The sequence below is a fragment of the Leucobacter rhizosphaerae genome, from assembly GCF_022919175.1.
Taxonomy (GTDB): Bacteria; Actinomycetota; Actinomycetes; order Actinomycetales; family Microbacteriaceae; genus Leucobacter; species Leucobacter rhizosphaerae.
This window is the reverse complement of sequence record NZ_CP095043.1, coordinates 2,464,531-2,479,891: the sequence shown is the minus strand read 5'-3', so window position 1 is coordinate 2,479,891 and position 15,361 is coordinate 2,464,531. Positions and strand designations below refer to the sequence as shown.

At 65.3% G+C, this 15,361-nt stretch carries 13 protein-coding genes; 3 read left to right on the top strand and 10 right to left on the bottom strand.

Features of this window, described 5'->3' with window-relative positions; translation table 11 throughout:
- Positions 1-33: 33 nt before the first annotated feature.
- On the bottom strand, positions 34-1,512 hold the full coding sequence (locus MUN76_RS11510) for an NAD-dependent succinate-semialdehyde dehydrogenase (RefSeq protein ID WP_244684814.1): 1,479 nt from the start codon (positions 1,510-1,512) through the stop codon (positions 34-36).
- Positions 1,502-2,434, bottom strand: coding sequence for a gamma-glutamyl-gamma-aminobutyrate hydrolase family protein (locus MUN76_RS11505; RefSeq protein WP_244684812.1), 933 nt, complete (start codon positions 2,432-2,434; stop codon positions 1,502-1,504). The genes MUN76_RS11510 and MUN76_RS11505 overlap by 11 nt, the downstream gene beginning before the upstream one ends.
- A gap of 198 nt (positions 2,435-2,632) precedes the next feature.
- Between MUN76_RS11505 and MUN76_RS11500 the strand changes: the two genes are divergently transcribed.
- Both MUN76_RS11500 and MUN76_RS11495 read left to right on the top strand, forming a co-directional pair.
- Positions 2,633-4,126, top strand: a complete 1,494-nt coding sequence (locus tag MUN76_RS11500; RefSeq protein ID WP_244684810.1) for an APC family permease — start codon at positions 2,633-2,635, stop codon at positions 4,124-4,126.
- Between the two features lie 148 nt (positions 4,127-4,274).
- Entirely contained in the window at positions 4,275-4,925 is a 651-nt protein-coding gene (locus MUN76_RS11495) for a GntR family transcriptional regulator (RefSeq protein ID WP_244684808.1), read from the top strand.
- An 85-nt stretch (positions 4,926-5,010) separates the two neighbouring features.
- On the opposite strand, the gene MUN76_RS11490 is transcribed toward MUN76_RS11495, so the two are convergent.
- The 8 genes from MUN76_RS11490 to MUN76_RS11455 all read right to left on the bottom strand — a co-directional run bounded on the left by MUN76_RS11490 (position 5,011) and on the right by MUN76_RS11455 (position 14,018).
- Complete coding sequence (locus MUN76_RS11490) at positions 5,011-6,294, bottom strand: glutamine synthetase family protein (protein ID WP_244688763.1); 1,284 nt, start codon at positions 6,292-6,294, stop codon at positions 5,011-5,013.
- Positions 6,295-6,448: 154 nt separating this feature from the next.
- Complete coding sequence (locus MUN76_RS11485; RefSeq protein WP_244684806.1) at positions 6,449-7,255, bottom strand: SDR family oxidoreductase; 807 nt, start codon at positions 7,253-7,255, stop codon at positions 6,449-6,451.
- 71 nt (positions 7,256-7,326) lie between these two features.
- Positions 7,327-8,832: an aldehyde dehydrogenase family protein gene (locus tag MUN76_RS11480; RefSeq protein WP_244684804.1), complete on the bottom strand. Its 1,506-nt coding sequence runs from the start codon at positions 8,830-8,832 to the stop codon at positions 7,327-7,329.
- A gap of 29 nt (positions 8,833-8,861) precedes the next feature.
- On the bottom strand, positions 8,862-10,124 hold the full coding sequence (locus MUN76_RS11475; protein WP_244684802.1) for a cytochrome P450: 1,263 nt from the start codon (positions 10,122-10,124) through the stop codon (positions 8,862-8,864).
- Positions 10,125-10,185: 61 nt separating this feature from the next.
- Positions 10,186-10,650 carry a flavodoxin domain-containing protein gene (locus tag MUN76_RS11470; protein ID WP_244684801.1) on the bottom strand — a complete coding sequence of 155 codons (465 nt, stop codon included), beginning with the start codon at positions 10,648-10,650 and terminating at the stop codon, positions 10,186-10,188.
- Positions 10,651-10,699: 49 nt separating this feature from the next.
- Positions 10,700-12,025 carry an FAD-dependent oxidoreductase gene (locus MUN76_RS11465; protein WP_244684799.1) on the bottom strand — a complete coding sequence of 442 codons (1,326 nt, stop codon included), beginning with the start codon at positions 12,023-12,025 and terminating at the stop codon, positions 10,700-10,702.
- Between the two features lie 145 nt (positions 12,026-12,170).
- Positions 12,171-13,355 (bottom strand): CaiB/BaiF CoA transferase family protein, encoded by a 1,185-nt coding sequence (locus tag MUN76_RS11460; protein ID WP_244684797.1) that lies wholly within the window; start codon positions 13,353-13,355, stop codon positions 12,171-12,173.
- Between the two features lie 15 nt (positions 13,356-13,370).
- Positions 13,371-14,018 carry a GntR family transcriptional regulator gene (locus MUN76_RS11455; protein ID WP_244684795.1) on the bottom strand — a complete coding sequence of 216 codons (648 nt, stop codon included), beginning with the start codon at positions 14,016-14,018 and terminating at the stop codon, positions 13,371-13,373.
- 181 nt (positions 14,019-14,199) lie between these two features.
- Here MUN76_RS11455 and MUN76_RS11450 point away from each other — a divergent pair, with 181 nt between their 5' ends.
- Complete coding sequence (locus MUN76_RS11450) at positions 14,200-15,351, top strand: acyl-CoA dehydrogenase family protein (protein ID WP_244684794.1); 1,152 nt, start codon at positions 14,200-14,202, stop codon at positions 15,349-15,351.
- Positions 15,352-15,361: the final 10 nt, after the last annotated feature.

The following is a 15,361-nucleotide window of genomic DNA, read 5'->3' as shown; positions in this document are numbered from 1 at the left end:
TGGACCACGCAGATCCAGGTCCGAGCATGACAGCTAAGAGGTCGCTCTCCGCGCGACGTTGAAGTAGCGCACTTCCTGGTACTCCTCCAACCCCTCCGCGCTGCCCTCGCGGCCGATGCCCGACTGCTTCACGCCGCCGAAGGGCGCGGCTACGTTCGATAGCAGCCCCTGGTTGATGCCGACCATGCCGGTTTCGAGAGCCTCAGCCACGTTGAGCGCGCGGTCAGCGCTCTCGGTGAACACGAATGCCGCAAGGCCGAAGCAGGTGTCGTTCGCCTTCTCGATCGCCTCCTGCTGGGTGCGCACCCGCGTGATCGACGCGACCGGGCCGAAGATCTCCGTGGTGGTGATGTCGGCGGCGACTGGAACGTTATCGAGTACCGTGGCCTGGAAGAAGGTGCCCGATCCAGCCGGAGCAGCGCCGCCGGTCAGCAGATCGGCACCCTTCGCTACGGCATCGTCGACGAGGTGTGCAAGTCTCGCGACCGCGCGGTCGTCGACGACCGGGCCGAGTTCGACCTCGCGATTGAGAGGATTGCCCTGCACGAGCGCCGCCATGCGTTCCGTGAATCCGGCGATGAACTCATCGGCGATCCCCTCCTGAATGAACATGCGGTTGGCCGAGACGCACGTCTGGCCTCCATTGCGCATCTTCGCGAGCATTGCGCCGTCGATCGCCCGCTCGAGGTCGGCATCATCGAACACCAGCAGTGGGGCGTTGCCGCCCAGTTCCATCGAGCTCTTGACGATGTTCTGCGCTGCGAGCTGCATCAGCGTCGAACCGACCGCCGTCGATCCCGTGAACGAGACCTTGCGCACCCGATCATCGGTGAGCACGGCCTCGCTGAATGCGGAGGCACTGCGCGTCGTGATCACTTGCACGAGCCCTTCTGGCACACCGGCCTCCTCGAACAGCTGGACGGTGAGGTAGGTCGTGAGCGGCGTGAGTGTGGCAGGCTTCACGACGCAGCCGCATCCGGCGGCGAGGGCGGGTGCGATCTTGCGGGTCGCCATCGCCATCGGGAAGTTCCACGGCGTGATGAGCACGGAGAGCCCCACGGGGCCGCGCGTGGTCAACATCGTGGCGCCGCCCGCGGGGGCCTCGCGGTAGCTGCCCCCGGCGCGCAACGCCTCTTCGGCGAACCAGCGCACGTAGTCGGCCGCGTACTGTACCTCCGCGTACGACTCGGAGATCGTCTTGCCCATCTCCCGGCTCATCACGAGCGCGAGGTCGTCTTTCCGCTCGATGAGTCGGGCGTACACCGCGTGCAGCACGTCGGAGCGGTGACGCGGCGTGGTCTTCGCCCAGGCCTTCCCCGCGGAATCGGCCAGCGAGACCGCTTCGAGCGCGGTCTCGACAGTATGATTCGGGATCGTCGCGATCTCCTCGCCGGTCGCAGGGTCGTGCACCGGGATCGTGCCGTCCATCCCCGACAGCGGACTGTGCGGCACCGCGGCGAGCGCGGTGGCGGATCGACTCAGCAGTTCTGGGTCAGCGGTCTCATAGGTCACGGTGGGGTCCTTTCTGGAGTGCGTGGTCGAGCACGCGTCGCACAGTCGCGGCAAGCTCGTTGATTGTGTGGTCTTCTGCAATGAAGGGTGGGCCGAAGTGACGTGCGTTGCAGACGCTGGTCAGGATCTCGTCACTCAGCTCACCAGCGGCCATCAGCGAGCTGGTACGCCGGGGCTGACTCCAGGCGCTGCCGCACCTGCCCACGAACCAATCGAAGAGCACCTGGTGATCCGCCATCTTTTCCGGGTGCCATTGCACGCTGAGCAACAGCCAATCGTCATCCTCGGACTCGAGTGCTTCGACGATGCCGTCTTCGGCGCGGGCCACGACGCGCAGGCCAGGGGCGCATCGATCAACCGCTTGATGGTGGATCGAATTCACGCGGGCGGTTGCTCCGAGTATCGTGCTGAGGAATCGACTGTCGGGCTCGATCGTGATGGTGTGTTCAGCCGCTGGGGACTCTCCGGGCGCGGCCGCTCCGGGCGAGTGCTGCACCGGATCCTGTGCAATGTCTTGGTACAGCGTGCCGCCGAACGCGACGTTCACCAGCTGATGCCCGCGACAGATCGCGAACACCGGGAGTCTGCGCCGGTGCGCCTCGCGTATCAGAGCGATGTCGAACGCATCGGCCTCGGGCGTTGTGCGGGTGCTGCCCTCGTTCTCCTGCCCATACCAGGATGGGTCGACATCCTCGCCGCCGATGAGCACGAGGGCGTCGGCGCCCGCCAGCACGTGCTCGGCGCGCTCGGGCACGTCTCGGGGCACCTGCAAGACGATGGCGCCCGCGTTCCGGGTGCGCTCGACGTACTCCACGATCGCGCCTTCGATGTCGAACACGCCATACGGCGAAATGTTCATCGTCTTCTGCCAGGTACTGACGTACACGGTCGGCGTCACTTCTCCATTGATTTGATCAACCATGACTGTTAGCGTATACCGTACTCGGTGTTTTGTCTCGCGACTTCGCGGTCTCAACCTGGCGCAGATACCCACTCGATGACGAGCGCACCTCTCTGGGGCACTCCTCACCGGAGCCTCCGCCAGTCCGCACCGGGCTTCCAACGGATTTCATCACAGGATCGCCCGCTGGAGTACGGTCCTCCAAGAAAGGTGACAAAGGTGTCCTCTTCAACAAGCGATGCGCCGGCGACCCAGTCGCTGCGCAACGGAGCTGTGGGTGCTCCGGCGATCGCGTTCTTCGTGATCGCCGCCGCCGCCCCGCTGACCTGCGTGATGGGAATCACGCCGCTCCTGATCGGTTACGGCGTCGGCATCTCTGCCCCGCTCGTGTACGTGTTGATCGGCCTCGTACTGCTCCTCTTCGCAGTGGGGTATGTGGCGATGAGCCGTCGGATCCGCAACGCGGGTTCCATGTACGCCTACATCGCGCAGGGCCTCGGCCCTTCCTGGGGCGCCGGCGCGTCCTTCGTCGCGCTGGCCGCGTACTTCTGCGCGATCATCACGCTGCTTGGCTTCTTCGGTTTCGTCACGCAAAACCTCATCAGCAGCCTCACCGGCTTGGTCGTCCCCTGGTACGTGCTCTGCATCGCTGCCATCGCGATCTGCGTTCTCCTGGGGCGCAGCAATCTCGAGGTGGGCGCAAAGGTACTCGGACTCCTCCTGATCGCCGAGCTGTCGGTCCTGCTCATCCTCGCCATCGCCGTCATCTTCACGGGCGGCTCCGAAGGCGTGACCTTCGACTCCTGGAATCCGGTCGGGCTCTTCGGCCCGGGTCTCGGTGTGAGCCTCGCGTTCGGGTACGCCTCGTACATCGGCTTCGAGCAGACCGCCATCTACTCGGAGGAGGCGAAGGACCCGAAGCGCTCGGTGAAGCGCGCGACCATCGGCGCCGTCATCTTCACGTCGCTCTTCTACGCACTCATGACCTGGGTCATGGTGCTCGCGTTCGGCCGCAGCGAGGCGATGCAGATCGCACTCGAGAATCCAGGCGACATGGTGGTCATCGCAGCGAGCGACTACCTCGGTCAGGGCATCGTGTGGGTTGTGCAGATTCTTGTGGTGACCGGATCCTTCGCCGCGATCCTGTCCTTCCACAACGCCATCTCACGCTACTTCTTCTCCCTCGGCCGCGAGAAGGTACTCCCCCGCGGCCTCGGCTACGTGCGCGAGGTGGCACAGTCACCGCACCGCGGCAGCGTCACGGTCGGCGTTGTCAATGTGATCATCCTGCTCACCCTCGCCCTGATCGGGGCCGACCCGTATCTCGATATCTTCACCTGGGGAGCGGCAGCGTCGACGGTGGGCTTCGTGTTCCTGCAAACGCTCTGCTCCGCGGCGATCGTCGTCTACTTCCGCCGCCATCGAGCCGCGGATGAGAACACGTGGACGACGACTATTGCTCCCACACTCGCCACGCTCGTGCTCGGCGCCGGCGTCGTGCTGATCGTGTCGAACTTCGGCAACCTCGTCGGCGGCGAGGTGGGCATCGCCCCGGTGATCATCGGGCTGCTCTACCTCGGCATGGGCGCGATCGGTTTCATTGTCGCCGAGGTCATGAAGCGCAAGCGCCGCGCAGATTGGTCTGCGATCGGCACGGGCCGCATCGAAGTCGTCGCACCGACCGAAGAGCCTGGTGTCGTCGTCTCAACGTAGACATCATGTTGCGGGGAGGGCAGCCGACACAGAGCGTGCGGCGCCCTCCCCGTTCGTTTCCTCGCGACTATTGCTCCCCTGACTCAGACGTGCAACGAGCGCCAGGACGATACCCTGAAGATGACCCCTCGAGGAAGGCGATCGTTCAGTGGCCATTCAGAAGACTTCGCTCTCGCGTGAAACGCTCGGCGAGGCGGCGTACCGCTACCTCTTCCAGGGCTTTCTGAATAAGGAGCTCGTGCCGGGCACGCGTTTGCTGATGGATGAGCTTGCCGAGCAGATGGGCATCAGCCGCACCCCGGTGCGCGAGGCACTGCAGCGGCTTGAGCGCGAAGGCGTGATCGAGCCCCACGGCGGCAGGGGCTACGTCGTTTGCGAGACCACCACCGACGAACTCGACCACCGCTACGAGGCCCGCGAGGCGATCGAGGGTTACGCGGTGCGACGCGCAGCGACCTTCGAAGCCGAAGCCCGCGCCCAGCTCGTCGCCGAGTACGAGACGCTCCTGACCAGACCCCAGACCACGGCAGAAGAGGTCTTCCTGGCGAATCGCGACGTGCACCGTATGATCGTGCGGGCGCTCGACAACACCTACCTCGTGGAGTCGTTCGACCTGCTCTGGAACCGGGTGCTGACCTCGGATATCTGGGCTCGGATGCTCGACAACGACGACGTCGTAGGAAGCTTCGATCGTGAGCACCGGCCGCTCTTCGATGCCATCGCATCGGGCGATGCGGATCACGCGCACAAGATCATGCTCACCCACATCCACAGCGGGCGCTCGCTCCACCAGATCTAACGCCCGCGTCGCCCTCCGAGGGTGCACACGTGGCAGGGCAGTGGGGGCGGCCCGATTCGGGCCGCCCCCACTGCCCTGCCTTCCGCTAGATCGCTCCGATGTAGCGCGTCCGTTCGATGTCGGAGACCGGCTGCATGATCGCCTGATACTCGCGCTGCACTGTGTCGACGTAGGTGTCGATGAGCAGCGCGGGAAACGCCTCGCGCGCGAGGTCGGAGCCGCGCAGCGCGTCGATGGCCGCGGGCACGGATCGCGGCAATGGCTTGGCGTTCGGGTCGGTGTAGGCGTTGAGCTCGCATCTGGGGCCGGGTGTCAGCTGGTGACGCACCCCATCGAGCCCGGCCGCGAGCTGCCCAGCCACGACGAGGTAGAGGTTGCTCGTCGAGCAGGGGTCTCGCTGTTCGAACCGATACGAGCCCTCGGCCTCGATCATTCGGATCGCGACCGTGCGGTTGTCGCCACCCCACGAGTCCGTCGTCGGACACAGCGTGAAGTCCTGCCGACGCTTGTAATCGTTGACGCTCCACGATCCGAAGAGCGAGAACTCGCCGATCCGGCGCTGCAATCCACCGAGGTAGTGCATCGCGTACTCCGAGGGACCATCGACCGCGTCGAACAGGTTCACGCCGTCGCGCCACATCGACTGGTGAATGTGGAGACCGCTGCCGCTCTCACCATCGAACGGCTTCGCCATGTAGGTTGCGACGAGCCCGTGCTTCACGGCGAGTTCTTTCACCGCGCTGCGCATGAAGATCGCGTCGTCGGCCGCCTTGAGCGCACGATCGTAGCGCAGGGTGATCTCCATCTGACCCGTGCCGTACTCCTGCATGCCGGCTTCGACCGGCAGCCCGTACGCGACAAGGTTCGTCATGATGTCGGTGAGGATCGCGTCGTAGGGCGAACCGTCGACCACACCGTACGTGTTCATCTGCGAGATGAGCGGGCGGTGCGTTTCGGGATCGAGCAGGTAGAACTCCATCTCGAGGGCGATCTGAGCATCGATACCCTCCTTCTCGTATTCGCTGAGCACGGAGACGAGCGCGTTGCGCGGGCACAGCTCCGACGGACTTCCGTCGGGATTCTCAATCGAGCAGAAGACCTGAGCGACGCCGGGGCGCCAGGGCACCGGACGCAAGGTACCGACGACCGGCTTGATGACGACGTCGGGATATCCCTCGTCCATGCCACCGGCGGGCGACTCGTCCGGGCACTCGCAGCGCACTCCCCAGTAGAGCGGAGCCCCGGGAATATGCGACCCCTCATGCGCGACTCGCGGCCACTGATTCGCGGGGACCTTTTTGCCCCGCAGCACACCGAAGACGTCCGCGAAGACCATTTCGACGGTGTGGATCCCCTCGGGGAGTTTCATCTCGGACACCAAATCCTCCTTGATTGGCTCTGCTCACATCGGATCATACGCCCGATCTCGCTGGGTATACCATATACTTTATATTCTATTTTCACAAACGCCATGCTGGGCCGAAAGTGATCGGACCGCACCTCCCGTGCGGTCCGACACCTCACTACTGTGCAGCGTAGGCGGCAATGCGATCTGCGAGCTTCTTCCGCAGCAGACCGCCCTCGGCACCGCCGTCGACCACGAGATCCTCACCCGAGATCCACGATGCCTCGTCCGAGGCCAGGAACGCGATCGCGGCCGCGATCTCCTCGGGAGTCCCATGTCGGCCGGCGAACTCCTTCAACGGGTCGAGTTGGTCCTCGCCGATCGAGTCGTAGAAGTCCTGGAGCAGCGGCGTTTCGGTCGGCCCCGGGCTCACGGTGTTCATGCGCATGCCCGGCACCAGCTGCCGCGAGGAGATCATCGTCCACACGATGACCGTCGCCTTCGCCAGGTTGTACGCCTCAAACGATTCCTGCCCGTCCGGCAGGAATGGCGCAACGTTGACCCGCGCCTCCTCGAGGCTCCGCGATCCGATGAGCGCCTGTACGCCCTCGATTCGCCGACGCCACTCGAACCCGGTGGTTGACGCGATCGTGACCACGTTCGACTCAGCGGTCATGCGCTGCACCGCAATCTCCGAGAACCGGCGCATGCCGAGAAAATTCACGGCGAGCGCGGCATCGACGCCGTTCTTGCCTGAAATACCCGCGGCGTTGACCAGCACATCGATGTGCTGGGGCAGCGCATCGGCTGCGGCGTCGATCGCGTCCGGTTCGGTGAGATCGACCAGGATCGTCGGCACGTCGCGCGGGGAAGGGTTCCGATCGACCACGACCACATGGTCGCCGTCGTTCAGAAACCGTTCCACGACCTTGTCGCCGATTCCGGATGCGCCGCCCGTGATCACAACGGTTCGTCGTACTGACATGTTTTCTTCCTCTCAGATTGCGCGCTTCAACACCGGGGTGCCAGGCGCGAACATATTCGCGGTGATCCGAGCTATCTCGGATCGATGAACACCGACTTGCTCTTCGTGTACTCGAGCACGCTCTCCCGGCCGAGCTCACGACTGTTGCCCGAGAGCTGCTGCCCGCCGAAGCTCACTCCCGGATCGAGCTTGCCGACGGTGTTCACCCAGACCAGCCCGCCGCGCAATCGCTGCGTGAGCCGGTGCGCGCGCGAAATGTCTCGCGTCCACACCGCTGCCGCGAGATCGTACTCGGACGAGTTCGCGAGCCGCAGCGCCTCCTCCTCATCGCGGAACGTGATGATCGAGAGCACTGGGCCGAAGATCTCCTCGCGAGCCACGCGCATCTCATTCGTCACCCCCGTCACGATGGTGGGTTCGACGAAGAATCCCGCCTCGCCGACGGTCTTGCCACCGACCGCGACCCGGCCGCCCTCGGCGCGCGCGGCCTCCACGTACCCCCGCACGGTGCCCCTTTGCTTCTCGGATACGAGGGGCCCCAGCGTCGTCGCCTCATCAAGGGGATCGCCGAGCCGCAACTTGGCGGTCTCCTCGGCGAGCAGCTCGAGCATCTCCTGCGCGATGCTCTCGTGCACGAAGAGTCGCGTGGGTGCGATGCACACCTGGCCGGCGTTCTCCCACACGGCCTCCGCCGACGCCGCGGCGGCCTTCCGCAGATCGGCATCGGGGAAGACGAGGTTGGGGGTCTTCCCACCAAGCTCGACGCTTACCTTCTTCATGAGCGGCGCAGCCACCGCGAGGATGTGCTTGCCAACGGGAGATGAGCCGGTGAAGGAGACCTTCTGCACGTCGGGGTGCGTGGTCAGCGCCTCTCCGACCACACTGCCCGCTCCCGTCACAACGTTGAGCACACCCTCGGGAAGCCCGATCTCACGTGCGAGGTCGGCGAGGAACAGCGTGGAGTACGACGAAAGCTCGGCCGGCTTCAGCACGATCGTGTTGCCCGCGGCGAGCGCAGGCCCGATCTTGTGCGAGGCCATCACGAGTGGGAAGTTCCACGGAGTGATCGCCGCGCACACGCCGATGGGCTGGCGCACCGTCATGCCGATGAACGGTTGGCGCACCGGGTTCAGGTCTCCCTCGATCTTTGTCGGCCACCCTCCGTAGTACCGGAAGACGAGCGCCACTCCGCCGATGTCGTCGCGCGCCTGCGTGATGGGCTTTCCCATGTCGAGCGACTCGAGCTCTGCGAGCGTTTCGCGGTTCCGATCCACCGCGTCGGCCAGATCGAAGAGGTACTGCGCCCGGGTGGCCGGGCTGATGTCTCGCCAGTCCGAGCCTTCGAGTGCGCGTTCAGCCGCGGTCACCGCCGCATCGACATCGCTCGCGGTGGCGGCGGCGATCGATCCAAGCACGTCTCCCGTTGCGGGGTCGATCGAGTCGAAGGTGCCGCCATCAGCGGCCTGCGCATTCCAAGCTCCGCCGATGCGCAGGCCCTGCACACGGTCGAGGAACGCGAGAGTCTCGTCGCGGAGAGGCCTGCAATGGCCGCGGGTCGGATCGATTGTGTGTTGCATCGTTGCTGCACTCTCGCTGTTCTGGCCGCTCATGCGGCAATCTGGGTGAGGCGGACGGGCAGGTGCTTCACACCGTGCGTGAGGTTTGAGCGCAGTCGCTGCACATCACCGACCAGCTCGAAGCGCTCCACCTGCTCGATCTGGTGCTGGAGCAGCACCTTCACCTCGAGTCGCGCAAGTGAATTGCCGAGGCACCGATGCGCGCCGCCGCCGCCGAAGGCGAGGTGGAAGTTGGGCTTGCGCTCGATGTCGAACGTGTGCGGATCGTTGAAGATGCGCTCGTCGTAGTTGGCCGACGCGTACCACATCGCGATCTTGTCGCCCGCTTCGAGCTTCCTGCCGTGCACCTCCGTGTCCTGCGTCACCGTGCGGCGGAAGTGATGGATGGGCGTCGCCCAGCGCAGGATCTCCTCGACCGCGCTATCGACGAGTTCGGGGCGCTCACGCAGCTTGTCCCACTGATCGGGGAAGTCGCAGAATGCCTTAGCCGCGTGAGAGAACGCCATGCGGGTCGTCTCGTTGCCGGCGATCACCAGGAGCGAGAAGAAGTTCGCGAGCTCGTGGGGTGTGAGCTTGCGGCCGTCCACCTCGCTCGTGATGAGCAGGGAGAAGACGTCGTGGCCGAGATCCTTCTCGCGACCGATGCGCAGCTTGTCACCGTACTCCCATAGCTCCCGCCCTGCCGGGCTCGAGAACTGGTACTTGCTGTTCTCCGCGAGCACCTCGGGGGTCAGCGCGGTGCGCGGTGCGGAGTCCGGATCGGAACTGGCGATCATCTCGTCCCCGAGCTCCATGATGTAGTGCGCTTCGGAATCTGGCACGTCGAGCAGCGCGGCGAGCACACGAACGGGAATCTCAGAGGAGATCTTCGAGACGTACTCGATCGTTTCGTGCTGCAGCGCCTCGGTGAGTGTCTCGGTGACAATGCGGTCGACCTTCTCGTCCCAATTGCGGCGCACGATCCCCGGGTTGAAGGTGGGGGCGAGGATCTTGCGGTACCCCGTGTGCAGCGGCGGGTCGGTATCGATCATGGTGCGCCGGCCCTGCAGGTCGGCCTCCGGAATGTCTTCGAGGGTGGTGCCGCCCTTTTCCGAGGAGAAGGTGGCGGTGTCGCGACTGAGTGCCACCACGTCGTCGTAGCGGGTGAAGGACCAGTAGCCGCGGGAGCCGTCGCCCGGCTCAGTCCAGTGCACGGGATCGTTGTCGCGGAGCTCCCGGAAGTACTCGTGCGGCACGGAGCTCTCGAAGGCGAGCGAGGTGAGCAGGTGATCGTTCTCGTGGCCGACAGTCATGACGGGTTCCTTTCACGTGGTGCGGCGACGATGCCGCGTATCTGAGGGAAGAGCAGCGCGTTCAGACGAGCTGAGCGCGAAGGTCTGCGAGTACGCTCGGCACCCACGCGAGGGCGAGCTCGGTGCCGTCCTCGATCGATGACGCATCATGACGCCCGTACTCACCGATGCGCGTCGCACCGAGTTCGGTGAGCTTCCGGTCGATGATCTCGCTGCCCTGGCTGTAGGTTTCGGCGTAGAAGGAGTCCCCCAGCCCGAACATGGCGTAGCGCACACCGGTCAGATCCGGCGCCTTCGCCTCCAACTCGGCGAGGAAGGGGATGGCGGTGTGCGGCAGTTCGCCCTCACCGTGGGTCGAGCACACGATCAGATACGCGTGCACGTCGGGATCGACGTTCGTCGGGTCGGTATCTGCGAGATCGGAGAGCTCGGCCTCGTAGAGCTCGGCCGTCAGGTGTGCGACGACGTCTTGCGCGATGAACTCGGAGTTACCCGACTCGGTGCCGTAGAGAACGCTGAATTTCATGGGTGATGCCTCATTTCAAAGAAGTACAGGTGCAGCGGTGAGGTGCGCGTCAGGCGTGGGCGCGCTCGCGTGCGACGGCGAGCATGCGGTCGATCGAGCGCACCTTGGCTCGGGTCCGATCGTCGGGCGCGGTCTCGCGTTCGTGCCGATCGATCGCGAGCCAGTCGTCGTAGCTGATCGACGCATCAGCGACATCGGCTGGGAGCAACTCCTCCGGGAGCTCATGCGTCTTCGTTTCGAGAGCACCCGTCGTGAGGTCGGCGATGATCTCGTCGGCTACGCACATCGCGTCTGCGCGGTTCTCCGGGATCGTGCCGCGCGGTCCGCGACGAAGCCAGCCGACTCGGTAGAGGCCGGGTTCGATGCGCCCGGACGCCGGATCGGATCGGCGAATCTCTCCAATCGTCCCGGCGATGCAATCCTCCTCCGCAGCGAAGCCGATCGCCGAAATGACACTCTCGACGGCGATGGTGCGCTCGGCGCCGTCACGTTCCGCAGTCACGAGACGCTCGACGCGCTCCGCTCCCTCCACGCGCACCGGCTCGACCCCAAAGTGCAGGCGCAGTTCGATGCGGGCGTCGTCGGCATCGGCGGATGCGGCGAGATCACGGATGGCTGCGACACGAGCCGCTTGCGTGCGGTCGCCGATCGTGGCCCCATCGACGCCGGTGTCTCCGTGCAGGCTCACGCGGAGCCCGCTGATCTGTGCGAGCTCTCGCACCATTTGCGCGTCGCATTTCACGGCCTCGATCGGCGAGCGGGAGCACACGTCGATGCTCTGCACGCGTGCCGCGCTGTAGGCCCGCAGGGCGTCATCATTAATGTCGCTGCCCGCGAAATCTGCGTCCGATTTTGCGAGGAAACGAATGATGTCGATCGCAACGTTGCCTATGCCCACGATCGCGACGTGGTCACCGAGTTCGGCGAGCGACTCCGCCACGAGGCGGCTCTCCGGGTGGCTGTTGAGCAGGCCGGTCAGCGCACCCGATCCCAGCACTCCAGCGAGGCGATCCCCCGGCACGCCGAGCGGCTTATCGGCCGCGAGCCCCGTGGCGAGCACAACGGCGTCGGCGCTCGCGCGCAACTGATCGAGCGACACCGCGCCCGGCCGCGCGGTGCGGGTCACGCTCACGTTTCCGGCGAACTCCACGCGTTCGCGCGTGAAGATGCGGTCGAACTGACGCGTGATGTTCTTCGTGCTCTGGTGATCTGCCGCAACACCGTAGCGCACGAGGCCGAACGGGCAGGGGAGCTGATCGACCACCAGGATCCTCGCGCGCGGCAGCGAGCGGCGAAGCGCACCGGCGATAAAGCATCCGCTCGGGCCCGCGCCCACGACCACGATGCGCGGGTCATGTTGGGCAATGTCAGTCATCTCACCACTCCTTTATGGGATACCGTATACGGTATGCCATTGTGGCGTGGTGCGCAACTCCCTCCTCGCATCGACTGAGCTGAGCGTCCTCTGCCACTGAGGCACGCCTGACGCCGAGAGGTTGCCCCCTCGCGTCGCATGATGGCTACTCTGCGACCTGCTCGCTCGACCCGTGGCCATCCGGAGGATTGTGCTCGCCGAGCCGGGGAACGGGACCAGGAGTTGCGTGTTCACCGTCGAACAGCAGCGGAAGGCGCGGGAGGGAGATCCGCGAGCCGTCGGCGCGCATCGCCACCTCATCGACCATTGGCACAAAGAGCTCCCGGTGCGCGAGGTGGGGGTTCGCCCGCACCTCGCCGATGTCCTGCACGAGGCCCACAGGCTGGCCAGCGACGCGCAGCGCGTGCGCAGCCTCTTCCTGGGTCAGCCCCGCTGCCCACGCTTCGAACGCAGGAATCACGCGATCATGCATGCGATCGGCTCGCTTCAGCACCGTGTCAAGTTCCGGATCGGTGATCATCTGGGGTCGGCCCATCGCATCTGCGCACCGCCGCCACATCTCATCGGTCGGAATCACGATCGAAAGCCAGCGCCCGTCACCGGCCCTGAACATCCCCACTGGACTGAACCGATCGATCCCGCGGGTGGGCACTGCTCCCGTGAACTCGTGCAGCGTGAGCGGGCGCTCGAGGAACGCGGCCGTGATGTCGAGCATCGCCGCGTCGACCAGGCTCCCCTCGCCCGTGCGCTCGCGCTGAATGATCGCCATGAGGATCCCGATCGTCGAGTACACCGCGGTGAGCATGTCGGTCGTCCCCATCGGGGTGAGCGTGGGCGGCCCGTCGGCCTCGCCCACCAGGCTCGCGAAACCCGACATTCCCTGGATCACCGAGTCGAACGCCGGCCAGTTCGCAGCCTCTCCGCCGGTGCTGCCGAAGCCGGTGATCTCGCAGACGACGAGACGAGGGAACCGCTCCCGCAGCGCCACTGGGGCGAGACCCATCCGCGCCAGGGCGCCGGGGCGCAAGTTGCACACGAGGACATCGGCATCGGCGAGCATGCCCGCGAGTTCAGCAACGCCCTCCGGGGTGTCCAAAGCCAACTCGACCGATCGTTTGCCGCGGTTGTAGGACGCGAACCCGCCGCTGATGGCGTCTTCGCCGTCGCCGACTTTCGGCTCGTACGACCGCCGCGGATCGCCGACACCGGGACGTTCGATCTTCGTCACCTCGGCGCCGGCATCGGCGAGCAGAGACGTGCAATAGGGGCCCGCGATGAACTGTTCGAGTGAGACGACCCGGAGGCCCTGCAGCAGCGTTAATTCAGACATGGCATTCCGTGTTAGTTACGGGGCCTGTCGCCGCTCGAAGTAGTCGGCGAGCTTTTCGCCGGCATTGCGGATGTGCTGCGCCATCGCCGCACGCGCGCCGTCGGCATCGTGTGCGACAACGGCATCGCACACAGCCGAGTGGTCTTCCGCGGTCGTTTCCGGCCAGCCGTCGATCTGCGCGTAAAACGCGCTCGGCACATACTTCACGAAGTTGCCGAGCGCCCAACGGAGTCGCTCGGATCCGGCCGCCAAATAGATCCGGCGGTGGAACTCGTCATTCAGCTGTTCCAATCGCTGCGTATCGCCCTCCTCCGCCGCGCGCATGAGCTCCGCGTGCTGCTCCACCAGGTCGGCCACCTGGGCATCGGTGACACGCTCCGCGGCGCGAGCCGCGAGCTCGCCGGCGACCAGTGCGTGCGCCTCGAAGATATCGCGAATGTCGGTGGCGGTGAGCGCTCGTACCGTGAACCCACGGCGGGGCACGAGTTCGAGGAATCCTTCAGCACGCAGCGCGTGGAGCGCCTCGCGCACCGGAGTCGCCGAGACGTCAAGCGCTTCGCCCACAGCTTCCGCGCGCACGGAGGTGCCGGGGCCGAGCTCGCCCGCCATGATCGACTGTCTCAGGTAGGACGCAACCTCATCGCTGAGCTGTCGTCGTTGCATGTGATTCTCCTCTGGCCCGGCTGGCCTCTCGGAAGCCGCGCACGAACTGGAACGACCGTGCGCGGTCAATTCTATTGACGCTTCCGTTCGATTCTTCGCCGGAACTTCCGTTTTCAATATTCTATATAGTATATTCAAACCACTCGCACGTCACCCCAAGACGCGTAGGAAAGGATCCCCGATGCCTCGCCTCAATGAAGAAGAGAGCTTCCTCGTCGAAACCGTTCGCGCATTCGTCGACCGGGAAGTGAAGCCGACCGTGCGCGAGGTTGAACACGCGAACGAATATCCCGAGCGCTGGATCGATCAGATGAAAGAGATCGGGATCTTCGGTCTCGCAGTGCCCGAAGCATACGGCGGCATGCCGGTGTCGATGCCATGCTACGCCCAGGTCGCAGAAGAGCTTGCGCGGGGCTGGATGACGCTCACCGGCGCGATGGGCGGCCACACCGTCGTCGCGAAACTCCTCGACGCGTACGGCACGGAGGATCAGAAGCAGCGCTACCTCCCTCGCATGGCGACGGGCGAACTGCGCGCCACGATGGCGCTCACCGAACCCGGTGGCGGCTCCGATCTCCAGGCGATGACGACCACCGCATTGCTCGATGGCGACGATCTTGTGATCAACGGCTCGAAGATGTGGATCACTAACGCGCGCCGCTCCGGGCTGATCGCCTTGCTCTGCAAGACCGACCCCTCCGCAGAGCCCCGCCATCGCGGCATCTCGATCGTGCTCGTCGAACCGGGTCCGGGATTCGAAGTATCCGGGGATCTGCACAAGCTCGGGTACAAGGGTGTCGAGACCTGCGAGATCGTCTTCTCCGGCTACCGCACCCCCGCCTCGCAGGTGCTCGGCGGAGCGACCGGACACGGCTTCGCCCAGATGATGCGGGGCCTCGAAACGGGTCGCATCAACGTTGCAGCACGTGCGCTCGGCGTCGCTTCGGCCGCGTTGTCGGATGCGCTCACCTACGCGCAGCAGCGGGAATCGTTCGGCAAACCCATCTGGAAGCACCAGGCGATCGGGCACTATCTCGCGAACATGGCGACCAAGCTCACGGCGGCGCGCGAGCTCACGCGGCACGCCGCGGAGCAGTACGACAGCGGGGCCCGCGCGGATATGGAGGCCGGTATGGCAAAGCTCTTCGCCTCCGAGGTGGCGATGGAGATCGCCCTCGACGCCGTGCGCATTCACGGCGGCTACGGATACTCGACCGAGTTCGACGTGGAGCGATACTTCCGCGATGCGCCGCTCATGATCGTCGGCGAAGGCACCAACGAGATTCAGCGCAATGTGATCGCCTCTCAGCTGGTGGCGCGCGGCGGCATCTGAGCCGCAACGA